General features: G+C 50.4%; 14 protein-coding genes. 8 read left to right on the top strand and 6 right to left on the bottom strand.

Annotated elements, in window-relative coordinates; genetic code table 11:
- Positions 1 to 15: 15 nt before the first annotated feature.
- Together DXB83_RS12015 and DXB83_RS12010 are read right to left on the bottom strand one after the other, a co-directional pair.
- The gene (locus DXB83_RS12015) at positions 16 to 315 is read right to left on the bottom strand and encodes a hypothetical protein (protein ID WP_022461427.1); all 300 of its coding nucleotides are present in this window, start codon (positions 313 to 315) and stop codon (positions 16 to 18) included.
- Positions 312 to 674, bottom strand: coding sequence for a hypothetical protein (locus tag DXB83_RS12010; RefSeq protein WP_055217741.1), 363 nt, complete (start codon positions 672 to 674; stop codon positions 312 to 314). Before DXB83_RS12010 ends, DXB83_RS12015 begins: the two co-directional genes overlap by 4 nt.
- Before the next feature lie 137 nt (positions 675 to 811).
- Here DXB83_RS12010 and DXB83_RS16690 point away from each other — a divergent pair, with 137 nt between their 5' ends.
- Positions 812 to 961: a hypothetical protein gene (locus DXB83_RS16690; RefSeq protein WP_172680771.1), complete on the top strand. Its 150-nt coding sequence runs from the start codon at positions 812 to 814 to the stop codon at positions 959 to 961.
- A gap of 88 nt (positions 962 to 1049) precedes the next feature.
- Here DXB83_RS16690 and DXB83_RS12000 read toward each other — a convergent pair whose 3' ends face one another.
- The 4 genes from DXB83_RS12000 to purF all read right to left on the bottom strand — a co-directional run bounded on the left by DXB83_RS12000 (position 1050) and on the right by purF (position 5073).
- Positions 1050 to 1334, bottom strand: a complete 285-nt coding sequence (locus DXB83_RS12000; protein ID WP_055228247.1) for a hypothetical protein — start codon at positions 1332 to 1334, stop codon at positions 1050 to 1052.
- A gap of 92 nt (positions 1335 to 1426) precedes the next feature.
- The gene (locus DXB83_RS11995; RefSeq protein ID WP_022462361.1) at positions 1427 to 1669 is read right to left on the bottom strand and encodes a helix-turn-helix transcriptional regulator; all 243 of its coding nucleotides are present in this window, start codon (positions 1667 to 1669) and stop codon (positions 1427 to 1429) included.
- Between the two features lie 146 nt (positions 1670 to 1815).
- Complete coding sequence (locus tag DXB83_RS11990) at positions 1816 to 3516, bottom strand: S8 family peptidase (RefSeq protein WP_158565941.1); 1701 nt, start codon at positions 3514 to 3516, stop codon at positions 1816 to 1818.
- A 120-nt stretch (positions 3517 to 3636) separates the two neighbouring features.
- Complete coding sequence (gene purF / locus DXB83_RS11985; protein WP_055228249.1) at positions 3637 to 5073, bottom strand: amidophosphoribosyltransferase; 1437 nt, start codon at positions 5071 to 5073, stop codon at positions 3637 to 3639.
- A 464-nt stretch (positions 5074 to 5537) separates the two neighbouring features.
- On the opposite strand from purF, the gene DXB83_RS11980 reads away from it, so the two are divergent.
- The 7 genes from DXB83_RS11980 (at position 5538) to DXB83_RS16510 (ending at position 17017) form a co-directional block, all read left to right on the top strand.
- A complete protein-coding gene (locus DXB83_RS11980) occupies positions 5538 to 7148 on the top strand; it encodes a CTP synthase (protein WP_117761556.1) in 1611 nt (536 codons plus the stop codon).
- Between the two features lie 229 nt (positions 7149 to 7377).
- On the top strand, positions 7378 to 11916 hold the full coding sequence (gene gltB, locus DXB83_RS11975) for a glutamate synthase large subunit (RefSeq protein WP_118697678.1): 4539 nt from the start codon (positions 7378 to 7380) through the stop codon (positions 11914 to 11916).
- Positions 11917 to 11930: 14 nt separating this feature from the next.
- Positions 11931 to 13415: a glutamate synthase subunit beta gene (locus DXB83_RS11970; protein ID WP_022462356.1), complete on the top strand. Its 1485-nt coding sequence runs from the start codon at positions 11931 to 11933 to the stop codon at positions 13413 to 13415.
- Positions 13416 to 13554: 139 nt separating this feature from the next.
- The gene (glnA, locus tag DXB83_RS11965) at positions 13555 to 14886 is read left to right on the top strand and encodes a type I glutamate--ammonia ligase (protein ID WP_118697677.1); all 1332 of its coding nucleotides are present in this window, start codon (positions 13555 to 13557) and stop codon (positions 14884 to 14886) included.
- A gap of 23 nt (positions 14887 to 14909) precedes the next feature.
- Positions 14910 to 15458, top strand: a complete 549-nt coding sequence (locus DXB83_RS11960) for an ANTAR domain-containing response regulator (protein ID WP_022462354.1) — start codon at positions 14910 to 14912, stop codon at positions 15456 to 15458.
- Between the two features lie 27 nt (positions 15459 to 15485).
- The gene (locus tag DXB83_RS11955; RefSeq protein WP_022462353.1) at positions 15486 to 16700 is read left to right on the top strand and encodes an LL-diaminopimelate aminotransferase; all 1215 of its coding nucleotides are present in this window, start codon (positions 15486 to 15488) and stop codon (positions 16698 to 16700) included.
- 167 nt (positions 16701 to 16867) lie between these two features.
- Complete coding sequence (locus tag DXB83_RS16510; RefSeq protein ID WP_158555021.1) at positions 16868 to 17017, top strand: hypothetical protein; 150 nt, start codon at positions 16868 to 16870, stop codon at positions 17015 to 17017.
- Positions 17018 to 17070: the final 53 nt, after the last annotated feature.

Below are 17070 nucleotides of genomic sequence, written 5' to 3'. Positions count from 1 at the left end.
TTGGTTTGTAGTTTTTCAGCGTTTTTTCCCGGAAGCAGCGGAGCGGAAGAGGCGTACCATCTGGTCAATTTTTGCCGCTTCCTGTTTGGATTTTCCGGCTTTGATGGCAGAGATGATCAGGTCCGCCTCGGAGGCGGAAAACTGTGCGCCGCCCTGATTTCCCTGCATCAGGGAGAGAAGAAACGGCATCATTTCCGCCTGGGATTTTCCACGGCTCTGAGAGGCCATCTGCTGCAGTGCCTGAAGCCGGGCAAAGTCAATTCCGGAAAGAGAGGGGTCCTGCGACCAGTCGTTTTGCTTATCATCCGAACTCATAGCAGATCCTCCTCATTTCCGGGATTTATATTCTGAAGCATCTGGACCATCTGCATGGTCTGAAACATCTGGGAGAGAAGATCCCGCTGCGGACCGGCGGCAAAACGGGAAATATCCTGCAGCATCTCAAGCGGAGAGACGTGCGGGGCATCAACAGACATCATGGAAAGGTCGGCCGGACGGGAAAAAAGCTGAATGGTCCGCTGGAGCTCGAGCCATTTGCTCAAAATCGCAAGGGAGGGCTGCAGGCCGAAGGAGGCGTAGGGAATGGCAGCCTTCAGCATCTGAAGCTGATCCTGTGCGATCATCTGGTCCAGCGGTGTCATCTGTTCCACATTTTGTTCCTGTTCCTGATTCAAATTAAGATCCTTCCTGGCAGCATTCCTGCATTTGTCTTTTTATTTCTCTTTATCTTATGTTCCAGGCCGGAAAAAATGACAGAAGGCGGGAAAAAACATATGATAAGAGGAAGAAAGAAAAAGGAGACCGCCGGAAAATGGATGGAAAAGAAACAGCAAAAAGAAAACAGGTACTCGAAGGGAATGCCTTTTATGAAATAGATCTGGAATGTATGAGAAAAAAAGAAAAAAGAGAAGAGATGGAAAAGCGGGAAAGAGAAGCACGGAAACCGAAACGGTTTCGCTGAAAGAGAATTCTGGTGAAAAAAGCCCCGGGGCGGTTGATCCGCACCCGGGGCTTTTTCTGCCCGAACATCTGGGAGGACTGAAAAAAGGTCAGCAGCCGCATCCACAGTTATTGCTGTTGCCGCATCCACAGCCGTTGTTGTTCCATCCGCCGCAGCAGAACAGAAGAATCAGAACGAGCCAGCAGTCGGAATTGCAGCCATTGTTGTTGTTTCCGCATCCACATCCGCCGCAGCAGGAGAGGAGAAGCAGAATCCAGATAATACTGCAGCCATTGTTTCCGAACAGGTTGTTGTTGGAAACACCGCATCCATTATCGCAGCCACAGCCGTTGTCACATCCGCATCCACAGTTTGTAGCAGCTAAATCACTCATGTTTGTTCCTCCAAAGGAATCATTTTGCTTACAATTCATGATATGAAAAACTGCCGGGCGGGGTTACTCTTAAAGAGAAAAATTCAAAGACCCTACAGACTGCGTCCCTGAAAATCAAAAAGCTCTTTCACCGGAATGTCAAGTGCCTCAGCGATATCGAACAGAAGATTCAACGAAATAGAGGTTTTTGTATTTGGCGCTTCGATGTTGCTCATATGGGTACGACTGATATGTACCGCCTCGGCAAGTTCGGCCTGCGTCATTCCTTTTGCTCTTCGGTAGTAGGCAATCGTAAGTCCAAGAAGGCGAAGATCGTTCAAGCGTTCGTAATTCATAGTCAGGAATCCCCCTTTTAGTTTTATAAATATAATGATAATACGTAATGATACAACGGAAAACAATCAAAAACAAGGCAGTTGCACATTAAAAGTTTGCATCAACAAACGGATATACCATAGAAGCAAACCTGTGAGCGGGAAAATCAGTTTGTCATAAGGCTTAGAAAGCTCTGATATAACTGCAATCTTCCGTATCCCCACTCGCGGCTTGGATAAGTAATGGTATCAGTTCGGCCAGCGCCGCGGATCAGATAGTTTTTCAGCTCCTGCGCCGTAAAATAGCGGGATGGGGTGCGTTGAATGCCCCATTGCAGGAAGAGAGCGGCAGCACCGGATGTAATGGCAGCGGACGCGCTTGCGCCGCTCCGGTTTTCGTAGGAGCCTGCCGGTCCCGGTCCGGTGACGGAAATCCCGGGGGAAGCAAAATCGGGTTTGATTTCACCAAGCCGGGTAAAGCCGCGTCCGGATTCCGGTGAAAAACTGTTATTGGATGCCTGATAGGTGGAGGGAGACAGAACGGGAACGGTGGCGGAGGGTGTCGTCAGTGTCGTGTACGGGTCGGGTTCCAGAAAGATCACATCGGAAGTGGAAAATCCGGTAATCGGAAGCCAGACGTGGAAATCGGGAGGGGAAGGAAAGGCGCGGTAAACCTGAAGTGTCCAGATGCCGGGCGTCGGATCCAGCATGCGGATCAGGATGAGCTGGCTGCCGGTCGTCGTCTGAACGACTTCGTAGTTGACGTAGATGACGGTGCGTTCCAGAACAAAGGTGATCCTCTGTTCCTGAGTCAAAGAGACGGGAATCCGCGGAATCGTTTCTCCGCCGGGAGAGCGGAATCCGACGGAAAAAAGCTGCGGAACCTGTCCCCAGAACTCCAGGACAAAACCGCGGCTGCCTTCGGAAACGAGAAACTCCACATTTTTCGGGGAGTCATTTTCGGATACGGAGCCATAATAATGGTGAGCGGCGTTTCCCTCGTTGCCGGTGGCGCAGACCGGAATAATGCCCGGCGTATTTCCGTAGCGCGCCAGCGTCAGAGCGATGGGAAGGGTTCCGGAATGACTTCCCTGATTTGTTCCAAGTGCCAGACAGATGACCAGTGGTTTTCCCTCCCTGGCTGCGACTTCGTTTAGAAAACGCATCGCAGAGAGAAGATCATCTTCTTCAAAGACGGGAGCATTGGTGGAGACAAGATAAAAGTCTTTCAGATTCTGTTTCGCCGGTTTTAACTTAACAACAGCGAAATCGGCTTCCGGTGCAGCACCGAGAAAGCCGGCGGACGCATTCGGAGTACCGCCAGCGACTCCGGCGACGTATGTTCCGTGTCCGTCTGGATCCGTGACCGGAACGACAGAAAGAGGATCCCTGCTTCGAAGCGCATCGTCAAGGTCAGACTTTTCGTAGAGACTGCCATAGGGAAACTGCGGCGGCGGTGTGCCTGTGCGGTCGGTCTGATCCCAGATGGAAAGAATCCGGCTCTGGCCGTTGCTGCGCAGAAAGGCGGGGTGGCGGTAATCGATGCCGGTGTCCAGAAAACCCAGGATTACATTTTTGCCGGTATACCCGCCGCCGTAGAGATTCTGCGTCTGTACAATGCCGGAGACTTCTAAAGAGAGGGTGGAAAGCGGCGTGAAAAGTTTCGGGAGTCCGGTAAAAAGAATTTCACCAAAGAGATTTTCCGGGAGCAGGCTGCGCTCGAGAAAGAGAACGGAATACTGCGAATTCAGTGTAAGAAGGGCACTGGATTCTGGAAAGAGCATCTGGTACCGCTCGGACTGTGCCACGTAATTCTGAATCAGAATGTTGATGTAATCGTTGGAATAGATGATGTCCGTAAGATCCATAAAGAGATCCTTTGTTTTTGAAGGTATTGTATGCAAACCATACAGAAAAGTATGCATGCTCAAAAAAGAAATCCCCCTACCGGGTGCAAGATCTGCACGGTAAGGGGAAAGAAAACGAAATCAGCTTTCCAGAAGAGCGCTGATATCCTGCTTTGGTACTTCCATCGGATAATGACTGTCGAAGCATGCACGACAGATCGGCAGGTCACCGACCATGTTCTGGAGCTCTTCGATCGGCATGTAGCCCAGGGAGTCCGCTCCGATCTGCTGGCGGATTTCCTCGGTGGAATGGGAGCTTGCGATCAACTGCTTGTTGGAAGGCACATCGGTTCCAAAATAGCATGGATACAGGAACGGCGGGGAACTGATACGGACATGAACCTCGGTCGCACCGGCTTTTCGCAGCATCGTAATCAGATTCGAAATCGTTGTTCCGCGGACAATGGAATCGTCAACGAGGACAATTCGTTTTCCTTTTACGACGGATTCCAGAACACTCAGCTTGATTTTTACGCTGGATTCCCGTTCCTTTTGTGTCGGTTTGATAAAGGTACGGCCGACATAGCTGTTTTTGTGGAAGGCAAGACCGAACGGAATGCCGGATTCTTCGGAATAGCCTTTTGCGGAGGCAAGTCCGGAGTCCGGAACGCCGCAGACAAGATCTGCGTCAACCGGATAGGTCTTTGCAAGCGTTGCGCCGCCGCGGATTCTGGCTTCATAGACACTGATGTTGTCTATTTTGCTGTCGAGGCGGGCAAAATAAATATATTCAAAAATACAATGCGCTTTTTTTACGTCAACCGGCATAAATTCGGATTTCAGATTTCCGGTTTTGTCAAACGTTACAATTTCTCCCGGAGCGACATCGCGGACGAATTCAGCGCCGATCGAAGTGAGGGCGCAGCTTTCCGAGGCGAGAACCCAGGCGTTGTCCCGCTTTCCGATGCAGAGCGGTTTTAAGCCATATGGGTCGCGCACGCCGATGAGTTTTCTCGGGCTCATGATGACAAGGGCATAGGCGCCGCGGATTTCTTTTACCGTGCGCAGAATCGCTTCTTCTACCGTTTTGGAATGAACGCGTTCCCGCGCAATGCCGTAGGCGATGATTTCAGAGTCAATCGAAGTGTGAAAAATTGCGCCGGTGTTTTCCATCTGCTCGCGCAGTTCCATAGCGTTGACCAGATTTCCGTTGTGCGCAAGGGCGAGGGAGCCTTTCAGATAATTCAGAACGAGCGGCTGTGCATTCTCTACGGTAGTGGAACCGGTGGTAGAGTACCGGACATGGCCGATGCCGATGTTGCCGGACAGCTCTTCTAATTTGGATTCTTTGAAAACTTCGTTGACAAGGCCAAGGCCTTTGTAGGATTTCACATGGCCCTTTGGACCGCTGGTGTCAGAGACGGCAATTCCGCAGGACTCCTGTCCTCTGTGCTGCAGGGCGGAAAGGCCATAGTAGATCGAAGGACTGACGTCGGCACCATCCAGATCGTAAATGCCGAAAACACCACATTCCTCCCGGAGACCGGTATCATAACAATTGTTTGACGATGGCTGCATAGGTATTCTCCTTTTTTCAGTTGTAGACCTGCATGTTTTAAAAACATTGATTATCATACTCATTTTTGCGGATGATGTCAAGAAAATCGTGATATGTATAAAATATGGTGCAGAAATTTAGGATTTCGTGGAAAATGTCGAAAATAATAAAAAATAGTAAAAAAAAGTTGCAGGAAATTCGAGATGTGTTATAATCGTTTTTGATTTTGAATGAAAGCCCCGGACAGCAGCTATGGATGAGCCATGCTTGCATGAGCGAATTCATAGATATTGGCCGGGCAAGACGACATGAGTAAGTAGGGCGATAGCCCGGATTACGAATGTTGTCAGCAGTTACGGGAGCGACGCAGGCGCGGAGTAACTGGCTTTCATCATAGAGATGTCGCCGGCAGGCGACATTTCCTTTTAGAGAAACTTGTGACGGAAAAGAAAATATCAGAAGAGAAAAGCAGGAGGAAATCAATATGGCAGTAAAATATGTCTTTGTGACAGGCGGAGTAGTCTCCGGCCTTGGAAAGGGAATCACGGCGGCGTCCCTTGGACGGCTTTTAAAAGCCCGAGGATACAAAGTGACGATGCAGAAATTTGACCCGTACATCAACGTTGACCCGGGTACGATGAACCCGATTCAGCACGGCGAGGTTTTCGTTACCGATGACGGCACAGAGACAGACCTCGATCTCGGCCACTACGAGCGTTTCATCGACGAGAGCCTGGATAAAAATTCCAACGTGACGACCGGAAAAGTATACTGGTCTGTTCTGCAGAAAGAACGCCACGGTGATTTCGGCGGAGGCACCGTACAGGTCATTCCGCACATTACAAACGAAATCAAGAGCCGTTTCTACCGCGGAAAAGAAGTAGACGAGGAGCGTATTGCCATCATTGAGGTCGGCGGAACCGTCGGCGATATCGAGAGCCAGCCGTTTTTGGAGGCAATCCGCCAGTTCCAGCATGACGTCGGACACGAGAACGCCATTCTGATCCACGTTACCCTGATTCCATATCTGAAAGCTTCCGGTGAAATGAAAACAAAACCGACGCAGGCGAGCGTAAAAGAGCTGCAGGGAATCGGTATTCAGCCGGATGTCATCGTATGTCGGTCCGAGCATCCGCTGACCACCGAGATCAAAGATAAAATTGCTCTGTTCTGCAACGTTCCGTCAAGCCATGTTCTGCAGAACCTGGACGTGGAGTATCTGTATGAAGCTCCGCTTGCCATGGAGAAAGAGAACCTGGCGCAGGTTGTCTGCGAGAGCCTTCACCTTCCATGCCCGGAACCGGATCTGTCCGACTGGACCCATATGGTAGAAGCACTCCGCCATCCGAACAAAGAGGTGACGATTGCGCTCGTCGGAAAGTATATCCAGCTGCATGATGCATACCTGAGCGTTGTTGAGGCATTAAAACACGGCGGAATTGCAAGCCATGCAAACGTACACCTGAAATGGGTGGATTCCGAGCTGGTAACCGAGGAGAACGTGGCAGAGTATCTGAGCGATGTGGACGGTGTTCTGGTACCGGGCGGATTCGGAAACCGCGGTATCGAAGGCATGATCACAGCGATTCGATATGCAAGAGAGAACAAGATTCCGTTCCTCGGCCTCTGCCTCGGCATGCAGCTGACGATTGTTGAATATGCAAGAAACATTCTCGGTTACCACGACGCACACAGCATCGAGATGAACCCGAACACCATGCACCCGGTGATCGCACTGATGCCGGATCAGGATGGAATCGAGGATATCGGCGGTACGTTACGTCTCGGCGCATATCCATGCGTCCTGGCAGACGGATCGAAAGCACAGGAGTTGTACGGTGAGAAAGAGATTTCCGAGCGTCACCGCCACCGCTATGAAGTAAACAACGATTTCCGGAAAGCACTGACCGAAAACGGCATGGTTCTCTCCGGTGTTTCTCCGGACGGAAGAATCGTTGAGATGGTAGAACTTTCAGATCATCCGTTCTACATCGCAACGCAGGCACATCCGGAGTTCAAATCCCGTCCGAACCGTCCGCATCCGCTGTTCCGCGGCCTGATCGCAGCAGCAGCCGAGTACCATGCGGCAAAATAATCGATAAATGGTATGAAAAATTAGGTAAAATGCAGTAATAACCTAAGAAAGTTAAGAAAAAATATAAAAAATTATATAAAAATTAAATTTGCTCTTTACAGGACGAAAAAAATAGAGTATAGTAAGGGCAATCCAGAAAGAACGGCGGGGAACAAAAGATTCCCCTCCATTCTTTTCAGAAAAGACAAAGGATAACCGAAAATAAGGAAAGTAAAGGAAGGGAAGCCGTATGACACAGAGCAAAGAGCGTGTCATGGGAGAAGAAGGGCTGTACCGTTCTTCCTTTGAACACGACAACTGCGGTATCGGAGCCGTCGTGAATATCAAAGGTGAAAAATCCCATGCGACCGTAGAAAACGCATTAAAAATCGTAGAAAATCTTGAACATAGAGCCGGCAAAGACGCCGAGGGTAAAACAGGAGACGGAGTAGGAATCTTGTTGCAGATATCGCACAAATTCTTTTCCAAAGCCTGTTCGACCCTCGGTTTTTCATTAGGCGGAGAACGGGAATACGGCGTCGGCGTATTCTTCTTCCCACAAAATGAGCTGAAACGGAACCAGGCAAAAAAGATGTTTGAGATCATCGTGGAAAAAGAGGGACTGGAACTCCTTGGATGGAGAAACGTGCCGACCGTTCCGGAAGTTCTCGGCCATAAGGCAAGAGAGTGTATGCCTTACATCATGCAGGCATTCATCAAAAAACCGGAGGATGTGGAAAAGGGAATCGCTTTCGACCGTCGTCTGTACGTCGTACGCCGTGTTTTCGAACAGAGCAACGACAACACCTACGTGCCATCCCTTTCCAGCCGTACCATCGTATACAAAGGTATGTTCCTCGTAGGACAGCTCCGCACCTTCTTCCGCGATCTGCAGGATGTCGATTATGAATCTGCAATCGCCATGGTGCATTCCCGGTTCAGCACGAACACGAACCCAAGTTGGGAGAGAGCCCATCCGAACCGTTTCATCGTACACAACGGCGAGATCAACACCATCCGCGGAAACGCCGACAAGATGCTGGCCCGTGAGGAGACGATGTCCTCTCCGATGCTGCAGGATGAACTGCACAAGGTTCTGCCGGTTGTCAACACCCAGGGTTCTGACTCTGCAATGCTCGACAATACACTCGAGTTCCTGACCATGAGCGGTATGGATCTTCCGCTGGCTGTCATGATCACGATCCCGGAGCCATGGGCAAACAACGATACGATTTCCCAGGAGAAACGTGATTTCTATCAGTATTATGCAACGATGATGGAGCCGTGGGACGGACCGGCATCGATCCTGTTCTCCGACGGAGATGTGATGGGAGCAGTGCTCGACCGCAACGGTCTTCGTCCTTCCCGTTACTACATCACCAACGATGGATTCCTGATCCTTTCCTCTGAGGTCGGTGTTCTGGAAGTTCCGGAAGAAAAAATCGTCTTAAAAGAGCGTCTCCATCCGGGCAAGATGCTTCTCGTCAACACCGTACAGGGAAAAGTCTTAAACGATGAGGAAGTCAAAGAATATTACGCAAAGAAACAGCCGTACGGCGAATGGCTCGACAGTTATCTGGTACAGTTAAAGGATATCAAAATCCCGAATCTGCCGGTCGAAGAGTACACGAAAGAAGAGCGGATGCGCCTGCAGAAAGCGTTCGGCTACACCTACGAGGAGTACCGTTCCTCCATCGGAAAGATGGCATTAAACGGTGTCGAGGCAACCGCTTCGATGGGTATCGATACCCCGCTTGCCGTTCTCTCCCATGAGCATCAGCCGCTGTTCAACTATTTCAAACAGCTCTTCGCACAGGTAACGAACCCGCCGATCGACTGCATCCGTGAGGAGATCGTAACTTCCACAAGCGTTTACGTCGGACGTGACGGAAATCTGCTTGAGGAGGAGCCGAAGAACTGCCAGGTATTAAAGATCAACAATCCGATCCTGACCAATACCGATATGCTGAAGATCAAGAACATGAAAGTCGAAGGCTTCAAGGCAGTGACCGTTCCGATCACCTACTACAAGAGCGCACCGCTTGACCGTGCGATGGACCGCCTTTTCGTCGAGGTTGACCGTGCACACCGGGCAGGAGCCAACATCCTGATTCTCTCTGACCGCGGCGTCGATGAGAACCATGTGGCGATTCCATCCCTCCTGGCTGTATCTGCGGTTCATCAGCATCTGGTAAAAACGAAAAAGAGAACTTCTCTTGCGATTATTCTGGAGTCCGGCGAGCCGCGCGAGGTGCACCATTTCGCAACACTGCTCGGCTACGGTGCCTGCGCAATCAACCCGTATCTGGCACTCGACACGATCCATGAGCTGATCGAAGAGGGCATGATCAAGAAAGATTACTACGCAGCCGTTGAAGATTACAACCACGCAGTCATCTCTGGTATCGTAAAAATCGCAGCGAAGATGGGTATCTCCACGATCCAGTCGTATCAGGGTTCCCAGATCTTCGAGGCCATCGGTATCTCAGCAGATGTCATCGACAAATACTTCACCGGTACGGTCAGCCGTGTCGGCGGTATTACCCTGGAAGACATTGCAAAAGATGTCGATGAGCGTCATTCCCAGGCATTCGATCCGCTGGAGCTGTCTACCGATCTGACACTGGACAGTATCGGCCGTCATAAATCGAGAAGCCAGGGCGAGGAGCACCGCTACAATCCGCGCACCATTCATACACTGCAGGAGTCCACAAGACGCGGCGACTACAAGATGTTCAAAGAGTACACAGCAATGGTCGACAGCGAGGAGAGCGGCTATCTGCGGAGCCTGATGGACTTCGATTATCCGGAGCAGGGCGTTCCGCTCGAAGAAGTTGAGAGCGTAGATTCTATCGTAAAACGATTCAAAACAGGTGCGATGTCCTACGGTTCTATTTCTCAGGAGGCACATGAGACACTGGCAATTGCCATGAACCGTCTGCATGGAAAATCCAACACTGGTGAGGGCGGTGAGAGTGATGACCGTCTCGAATCCCCGGAGAGATGCTCCGCGATCAAACAGGTAGCATCGGGAAGATTCGGCGTTACCAGCAAATACCTTGTCAGTGCAAAAGAGATCCAGATCAAGATGGCTCAGGGTGCAAAACCGGGCGAGGGCGGCCACTTACCGGCCGGAAAGGTTTACCCGTGGATTGCAAAAACACGTCACTCCACACCGGGTGTATCCCTGATTTCCCCGCCGCCGCACCACGACATCTACTCCATCGAGGACCTTGCACAGCTGATTTATGACCTGAAAAACTCGAATGTGAATGCAAGAATCTCCGTTAAACTGGTATCCGAAGCAGGTGTTGGTACTGTCGCAGCCGGTGTTGCAAAAGCCGGAGCACAGGTTATCCTGATTTCCGGATATGATGGAGGAACGGGAGCAGCACCGAGAAGTTCCATCCACAATGCAGGATTTCCATGGGAGTTAGGCCTTGCCGAGACCCATCAGACGCTGATCAAAAACGGCCTCCGTAACCGTGTCATGATCGAGACCGATGGTAAGCTGATGAGCGGCCGTGACGTTGTGATTGCAGCACTCCTTGGCGCCGAGGAATTCGGTTTTGCGACCGCACCGCTTGTAACGATGGGATGCGTTATGATGCGTGTCTGCAACCTCGATACCTGCCCGATGGGTATTGCAATCCAGAACCCGGAGCTGCGCAAACGTTTCCGCGGCAAACCGGAGTACGTCATCAACTTCATGCGCTTCATCGCAGAAGAGATGCGGGAATACATGGCAAAACTTGGCTTCCGCACCGTTGACGAGATGGTCGGCCGTTCCGACTTCTTAAAGAGAAATGATAAAGTGACGAACGAGCACGCAGACCGCGTAGACTTAAGCCAGATCCTGAACAATCCGTTTGCAAAAGCAGGCGAGAAGGTAACGTTCGATCCGAAAGATGTTTACGACTTCAAACTTGGCGCAACCCTGGATGAGAAGGTACTCTTAAAGAAATTCGGTCCGGCAATGGATAAGAAAGAGAAGAAGACCGTCAAAGTCGAGATCACCAACACCGATCGTACCGTGGGAACGATTCTTGGTGCCGAGATCACCAGAAAATTCGGCACCTCTCTGGAGCCGGATACGTACACCGTACAGTGCAAGGGTGCCGGCGGACAGAGCTTCGGAGCATTTATTCCAAAAGGACTGACCCTGGAACTTGAGGGCGATTCGAACGATTACTTCGGAAAAGGCCTCTCTGGCGGAAAACTGGTTGTCTACCCGCCGAAAGCAAGAAAGTATAAACCGGAAGAAAACATCATCGTCGGAAACGTTGCCCTCTACGGCGCAACGAGCGGTGAGGCGTACATCAACGGTATCGCAGGAGAGCGTTTCTGTGTCAGAAACTCCGGTGCTTACGCCGTTGTCGAGGGTGTCGGTGAGCATGGATGCGAGTATATGACCGGCGGCCGTGTCGTTGTCCTCGGCGCAACCGGAAAGAACTTTGCAGCCGGCATGAGCGGCGGTATCGCTTATGTCCTGGATGAAAAGAGCAACCTGTACCGCAATTTGAACAAGGAAATGATTTCGATTGAACTGGTAGAAAGCAAATACGATATTGCAGAGCTGAAAAACATGATTGAAAAACACGTCGCACACACCGGCTCTGAAAAAGGTAAAGAAATTCTCACACACTTTGACGAATATCTGCCGAAATTCAAGAAGATCATTCCGAATGACTATAAGCGCATGATGATGCTGAGTGCCCAGATGGAAGACAAGGGCCTTAGCAGCGAACAGGCACAGATTGAAGCATTTTACGAAAGCATGCGTAAGTAGGAGGAAGAAGAATTATGGGTAAGCCAACTGGATTTATGGAATATCAGCGCAAGACGGGAAACACCGTTGCCCCGCTTGAGCGTATCAAAAACTTTAAGGAATTTCATCTGCAGCTCCCGAAAAAGGAACAGCAGATGCAGGCTGCCCGCTGTATGGCATGCGGTGTACCGTTCTGCCAGGCGGGAACCATGATTGCGGGAATGGCCTCCGGCTGTCCGCTGCAGAACCTCGTTCCGGAGTGGAATGACCTTGTGTATCTTGGAAACTATGAGCAGGCATACCGCCGCCTCACCAAGACAAACTGTTTTCCGGAATTTACCTCCCGTGTCTGCCCGGCACTCTGCGAAGCAGCCTGTACATGCAACGTAAACGGAGACCCGGTCTGCACGAAGGAAAATGAACGCGCGATCATCGAAAACGCATGGGCAACCGGCCTGATTACGCCGCAGCCGCCGAAAGTGCGCACCGGAAAACGCGTTGCCGTTGTAGGAAGCGGTCCTTCCGGCCTTGCAGCAGCGATGCAGCTCAACCGCCGCGGCCATTCTGTTACGGTCTTTGAACGCCGCGACCGCGTGGGCGGACTTTTACGCTACGGTATTCCGAACATGAAACTCGATAAGAGCGTCATCGACCGCCGTGTGGATCTGATGAAGGCCGAGGGCATCGAGTTTGTGACGAATGCTGATATCGGAAAAGATGTAAAAGCTGACAAACTCTTAAAAGAATTTGACCGTGTCCTGCTCTGCTGCGGTGCGGCAAATCCAAGAGATATCAAGGCAGAGGGAAGAGATGCAAAGGGCATCTACTTTGCTGTCGATTTCCTGACTTCCGTAACGAAGAGTCTTCTGGATTCCAATTTTGAGGATCATGCCTACATCGATGCCAAGGGCAAACACGTTGTTGTCATCGGAGGCGGCGACACCGGTAATGACTGTGTCGGAACTTCCATCCGTCTCGGTGCCAAATCTGTGACACAGCTTGAGATGATGCCGAAAGCACCGGATCAGCGTGCCGAGAACAATCCGTGGCCGGAGTGGCCGAAGATCTGCAAGACGGATTACGGCCAGGAAGAGGCAATCGCCGTATTCGGCCATGATCCGCGGATTTACCAGACAACCGTAACGGAATTTATCAAAAACAAAAAAGGTGAAGTCTGCCAGATCAAGACCGTAAAACTGACACCGAAAAAAGATGAGAAATCCGGCCGCATGATGATGGTTCCGGTTGAGGGAACCGAAGAGATTCTCCCGGCAGATCTCGTTCTTATTGCAGCAGGCTTTTTAGGATCCCAGAAATATGTGACCGATGCATTTAAAGTGGAAGTCAACCAGCGCACCAACGTGAAGACAGATGACGGAAAATACCAGACAACAAAAGAAAATGTCTTCACCGCAGGCGATATGCACCGCGGCCAGTCCCTGGTCGTATGGGCGATCCGCGAGGGACGCGAGGCAGCAAAGGCAGTTGATGAATCCCTGATGGGATACACGAATCTCTAAGTTTTTCTTGACAAAACACGCGAAAAACTGCTATAATATGCCCAAAACAAGGGTGTTTTTACGCAAGGTGTCTTTCTGCCCTGCCGCGTGAAAGCACCCTTTTCGTTTAGAATCGTCTTTGATAAAGGAGAGAATCGATATGGCAAAGTATACGAAGGAAGCGATCCTTCAGATGGCGGAGGAAGAAGATGTTGAATTTATCCGCCTGCAGTTTACCGATATGTTTGGAATGATGAAAAATATGGCCATCACCGCCGGACAGCTGGAAAAAGCCCTGAATAATCAGTGCGTTTTCGATGGCTCTTCGTTCGAAGGATTTGTCACCATCGAGGAAGCAGACATGTTTCTGCACCCGGATCTCGACACCTTTGCAATACTTCCGTGGCGTCCGCAGCAAGGAAAGGTTGCAAGATTGATCTGTGATGTGTATGATAGAGAGGGGAATCTTTATGCAAAGAGTTCCCGAACCATCCTTCAGAAGGTAATTTTCGAAGCGAAAGCGATGGGCTATGAGTTTGAAATCTCACCGGAGTGTGAATTTTTCCTGTTCCACACCGATGAGGACGGCGGAGCAACGAGTGTAACACACGACAAAGGCGGTTATCTGGATCTTGGACCGCTGGACCTGGGAGAAAACGCGCGGCGCGATATGGTGCTGACCCTCGAAGAAATGGGAATCGACGTGGAGTCTTCCTTCCACGAGGTAGCGGCAGGCCAGCACGAACTGGATTTCTGTCCGGCTGCAGCACTTCGGACGGCAGATCAGCTGATGACTGCCAAATTTGCTATCCGTACGATTGCAAAACGTCATGGCCTTCACGCAACCTTTATGCCAAAACCAAAAACCGGAGTTCACGGATCGGGTCTTCATCTTTCCTTCTCCCTGTTTCAGGAGGGAAAAGATGTGTTTGCCGACAAATCCGATGAATACGGGCTCAGCAAAGAGGCATATTACTTTATGGGCGGACTGATGAAACACATCAGCGGAATCGCAGCGATTACCAATCCGCTTGTAAACTCCTACAAACGTCTGACACCGGGATACGGTGCACCGATCTACGTGGCATGGTCTGCAAAGAACAGAAGCCCGCTGATCCGCATTCCGCTGACGGGAGACGGTATCATGGCCATTGAGCTTCGATGCCCGGATTCGGCAGCCAATCCGTACCTGGCACTTGCTGTCTGCATGGCAGCAGGACTTGACGGTATCAAACAGAAAATCGTTCCGCCGTCCCCGGTGGACCGCAATATTTCCGATCTGACAGAAGAAGAACGAAACGCGATGCAGATCACCCTTCTCCCGGGAAGCCTTGGAGAAGCGGTCGCAGAGTTAAAGAAAGACGATTTTCTGTGTCAGGTACTCGGCCAGGAATTTGTGAATGGATATATCAATGCCAAAGAAGAAGAGTGGCATGAGTATCTCCGCCAGGTATCCGACTGGGAGACCGAGAAATATCTGTACCGTATTTAGACGACGAAGGGGCCTGAAAATGCATGAGCAGCATAGTGATAGTACTTCCCAAAATAGAAGATGGAAAGCGCATCCGGGATATTCTGGCAAAAAGAGGATATGAAATCGATGCTGTCTGTTCGACAGCGGCAGCGGCGCTCGGAGAGATGAACAACTTAAACGGCGGTATCGTCATCTGCGGCTACAAGCTCCCGGATATGTTTTTTACGGATCTGAATGAGTGTATGCCGTCCGGCTTCCAGATGCTTCTGATTGCATCAAGCCGCGCATTAAGTGCGGTGGAGGGAACCGGAATCATGGCGGTTACGATGCCGCTTTCCGTGTACGAGCTGGTCAATACACTGGAGATGATGCTGCAGAGTGCGGCACGGCGCAGAAAGAAAGAGCGGGCAAAGCCAAAGGTGCGCAGCGCCGAGGAACAGCACATCATCGATCGTGCAAAAAGCCTTCTGATCGAACGAAATCACATGACCGAGTCGGAGGCCCATCGCTACATGCAGAAATGCAGCATGGACAGCGGCACCAATCTGGTTGAAACGGCACAGATGGTGCTGACGCTTTTGACAGAGTAAGAAAAAGTGAAAAGGAGCGACATAATAATGTTCAAAATCAATGACAATTATCTGAAATTGCCGGGAAGCTATCTGTTTTCCACAATTGCAAAAAAAGTTGCAGCTTACACCGAGGCAAATCCGGACGCGAAAATCATCCGTCTTGGAATCGGCGACGTAACCCAGCCGATCGCACCGGCGATCATTGAAAAGCTGCACGGAGCAGTGGATGAGATGGGACACGCAGAGACCTTCCACGGATATGCACCAGATCTTGGATATGCTTTCCTTCGCGATACCATCGCAAAAAATGATTATCAGGACAGAGGATGCGATATCTCATCTGATGAAATTTTTGTATCGGACGGCGCAAAATGCGACTGCAGCAACATTCAGGAGATCTTCAGCCTGGACAACAAGATCGCTGTATGCGACCCGGTTTATCCGGTTTATGTAGACTCCAACGTAATGGCAGGCCGTGCCGGTGACTACGACGCAGCAACCGAGCGTTTCACGAATGTGATTTACATGCCGTGTACCGCAGAAAACAACTTCACCCCGGAGCTCCCGAAAGAAACCCCGGATCTGATTTATCTGTGCTTCCCGAACAACCCGACCGGCGCTATGGTTTCCAAAGCCGAGCTGCAGAAATGGGTTGATTATGCAAATAAAGTAGGAGCCATCATCCTGTATGATGCTGCATACGAGGCATATATCTCAGAAAAAGACATTCCGCATTCCATCTATGAGTGCGAGGGTGCAAGAACATGTGCCATCGAAATGCGCAGCTTCTCCAAGAACGCAGGCTTTACCGGTATGCGTCTTGGATTCACCGTTATCCCGAAAGACATCAAATCCGGCGATGTGACTCTGCACAGCCTGTGGGCACGCCGTCACGGAACGAAATACAACGGAGCTCCGTACATCATCCAGAGAGCCGGCGAGGCTGTTTACTCTCCGGAAGGAAAAGCACAGTTAAAAGAGCAGGTTGCTTACTACATGAAGAACGCAAAAGTCATCTACGACGGATTAAAAGGCGCAGGCTACACCGTATCCGGCGGCGTCAACGCTCCGTATATCTGGCTGAAAACACCGGGAAATATGACTTCCTGGGAGTTCTTTGATCACCTGCTTGCAGACGCAAACGTAGTCGGAACACCAGGATCAGGCTTCGGCCCGAGCGGAGAAGGCTACTTCCGTCTGACTGCATTCGGTACGTATGAGAATACAGTAGAGGCAGTGGAGAGAATCAAAAAACTGTAAATTGTGTGCGAAATACCAATAAAACGGAATTTCTGCGCAATTTTATAAACACGCGAAAAAAATAATTTTGTATAGATAAAATTCATGAAAAATGCATTAGAATTTATATAAAATCCGTAAAAATTAGGTGTTTACAAATGCAAAACTGCTGTGCTATAATGCACAGTATGAAAAAGGCAGTGAAGGAAACTCCGTATGCGGAATCTGACAGGAAGCCGATGTCACCGACTGAGAGCATCAGCATGGAGGAAACATACAATGGGGAACATTCCGGAGCCGGTCTGCTGAACATGAGATCCGAACAGGAAATCAAGTAGGCAGATCCGTGATACGCGTTAAGTATAAATGAGTGGGCGTTTTCCCCCGGAAA

This window comes from Blautia sp. OM06-15AC (assembly GCF_003481425.1).
GTDB lineage: Bacteria > Bacillota > Clostridia > Lachnospirales > Lachnospiraceae > Fusicatenibacter > Fusicatenibacter saccharivorans.
Note: the sequence above shows the minus strand (reverse complement) of the source record. Positions and strands in the feature narration are given on the sequence as shown.

What these genes read in the sequence shown, in the direction of transcription:
- DXB83_RS12015 (WP_022461427.1), bottom strand. Translation starts at nt 315, where the DNA reads ATGAGTTCGGATGATAAGCAAAACGACTGGTCGCAGGACCCCTCTCTT.
- DXB83_RS16690 (WP_172680771.1), top strand. Translation starts at nt 812, where the DNA reads ATGGATGGAAAAGAAACAGCAAAAAGAAAACAGGTACTCGAAGGGAAT.
- DXB83_RS12000 (WP_055228247.1), bottom strand. Translation starts at nt 1,334, where the DNA reads ATGAGTGATTTAGCTGCTACAAACTGTGGATGCGGATGTGACAACGGC.
- DXB83_RS11995 (WP_022462361.1), bottom strand. Translation starts at nt 1,669, where the DNA reads ATGAATTACGAACGCTTGAACGATCTTCGCCTTCTTGGACTTACGATT.
- DXB83_RS11990 (WP_158565941.1), bottom strand. Translation starts at nt 3,516, where the DNA reads ATGGATCTTACGGACATCATCTATTCCAACGATTACATCAACATTCTG.
- purF (WP_055228249.1), bottom strand. Translation starts at nt 5,073, where the DNA reads ATGCAGCCATCGTCAAACAATTGTTATGATACCGGTCTCCGGGAGGAA.
- DXB83_RS11980 (WP_117761556.1), top strand. Translation starts at nt 5,538, where the DNA reads ATGGCAGTAAAATATGTCTTTGTGACAGGCGGAGTAGTCTCCGGCCTT.
- gltB (WP_118697678.1), top strand. Translation starts at nt 7,378, where the DNA reads ATGACACAGAGCAAAGAGCGTGTCATGGGAGAAGAAGGGCTGTACCGT.
- DXB83_RS11970 (WP_022462356.1), top strand. Translation starts at nt 11,931, where the DNA reads ATGGGTAAGCCAACTGGATTTATGGAATATCAGCGCAAGACGGGAAAC.
- glnA (WP_118697677.1), top strand. Translation starts at nt 13,555, where the DNA reads ATGGCAAAGTATACGAAGGAAGCGATCCTTCAGATGGCGGAGGAAGAA.
- DXB83_RS11960 (WP_022462354.1), top strand. Translation starts at nt 14,910, where the DNA reads ATGAGCAGCATAGTGATAGTACTTCCCAAAATAGAAGATGGAAAGCGC.
- DXB83_RS11955 (WP_022462353.1), top strand. Translation starts at nt 15,486, where the DNA reads ATGTTCAAAATCAATGACAATTATCTGAAATTGCCGGGAAGCTATCTG.
- DXB83_RS16510 (WP_158555021.1), top strand. Translation starts at nt 16,868, where the DNA reads ATGAAAAAGGCAGTGAAGGAAACTCCGTATGCGGAATCTGACAGGAAG.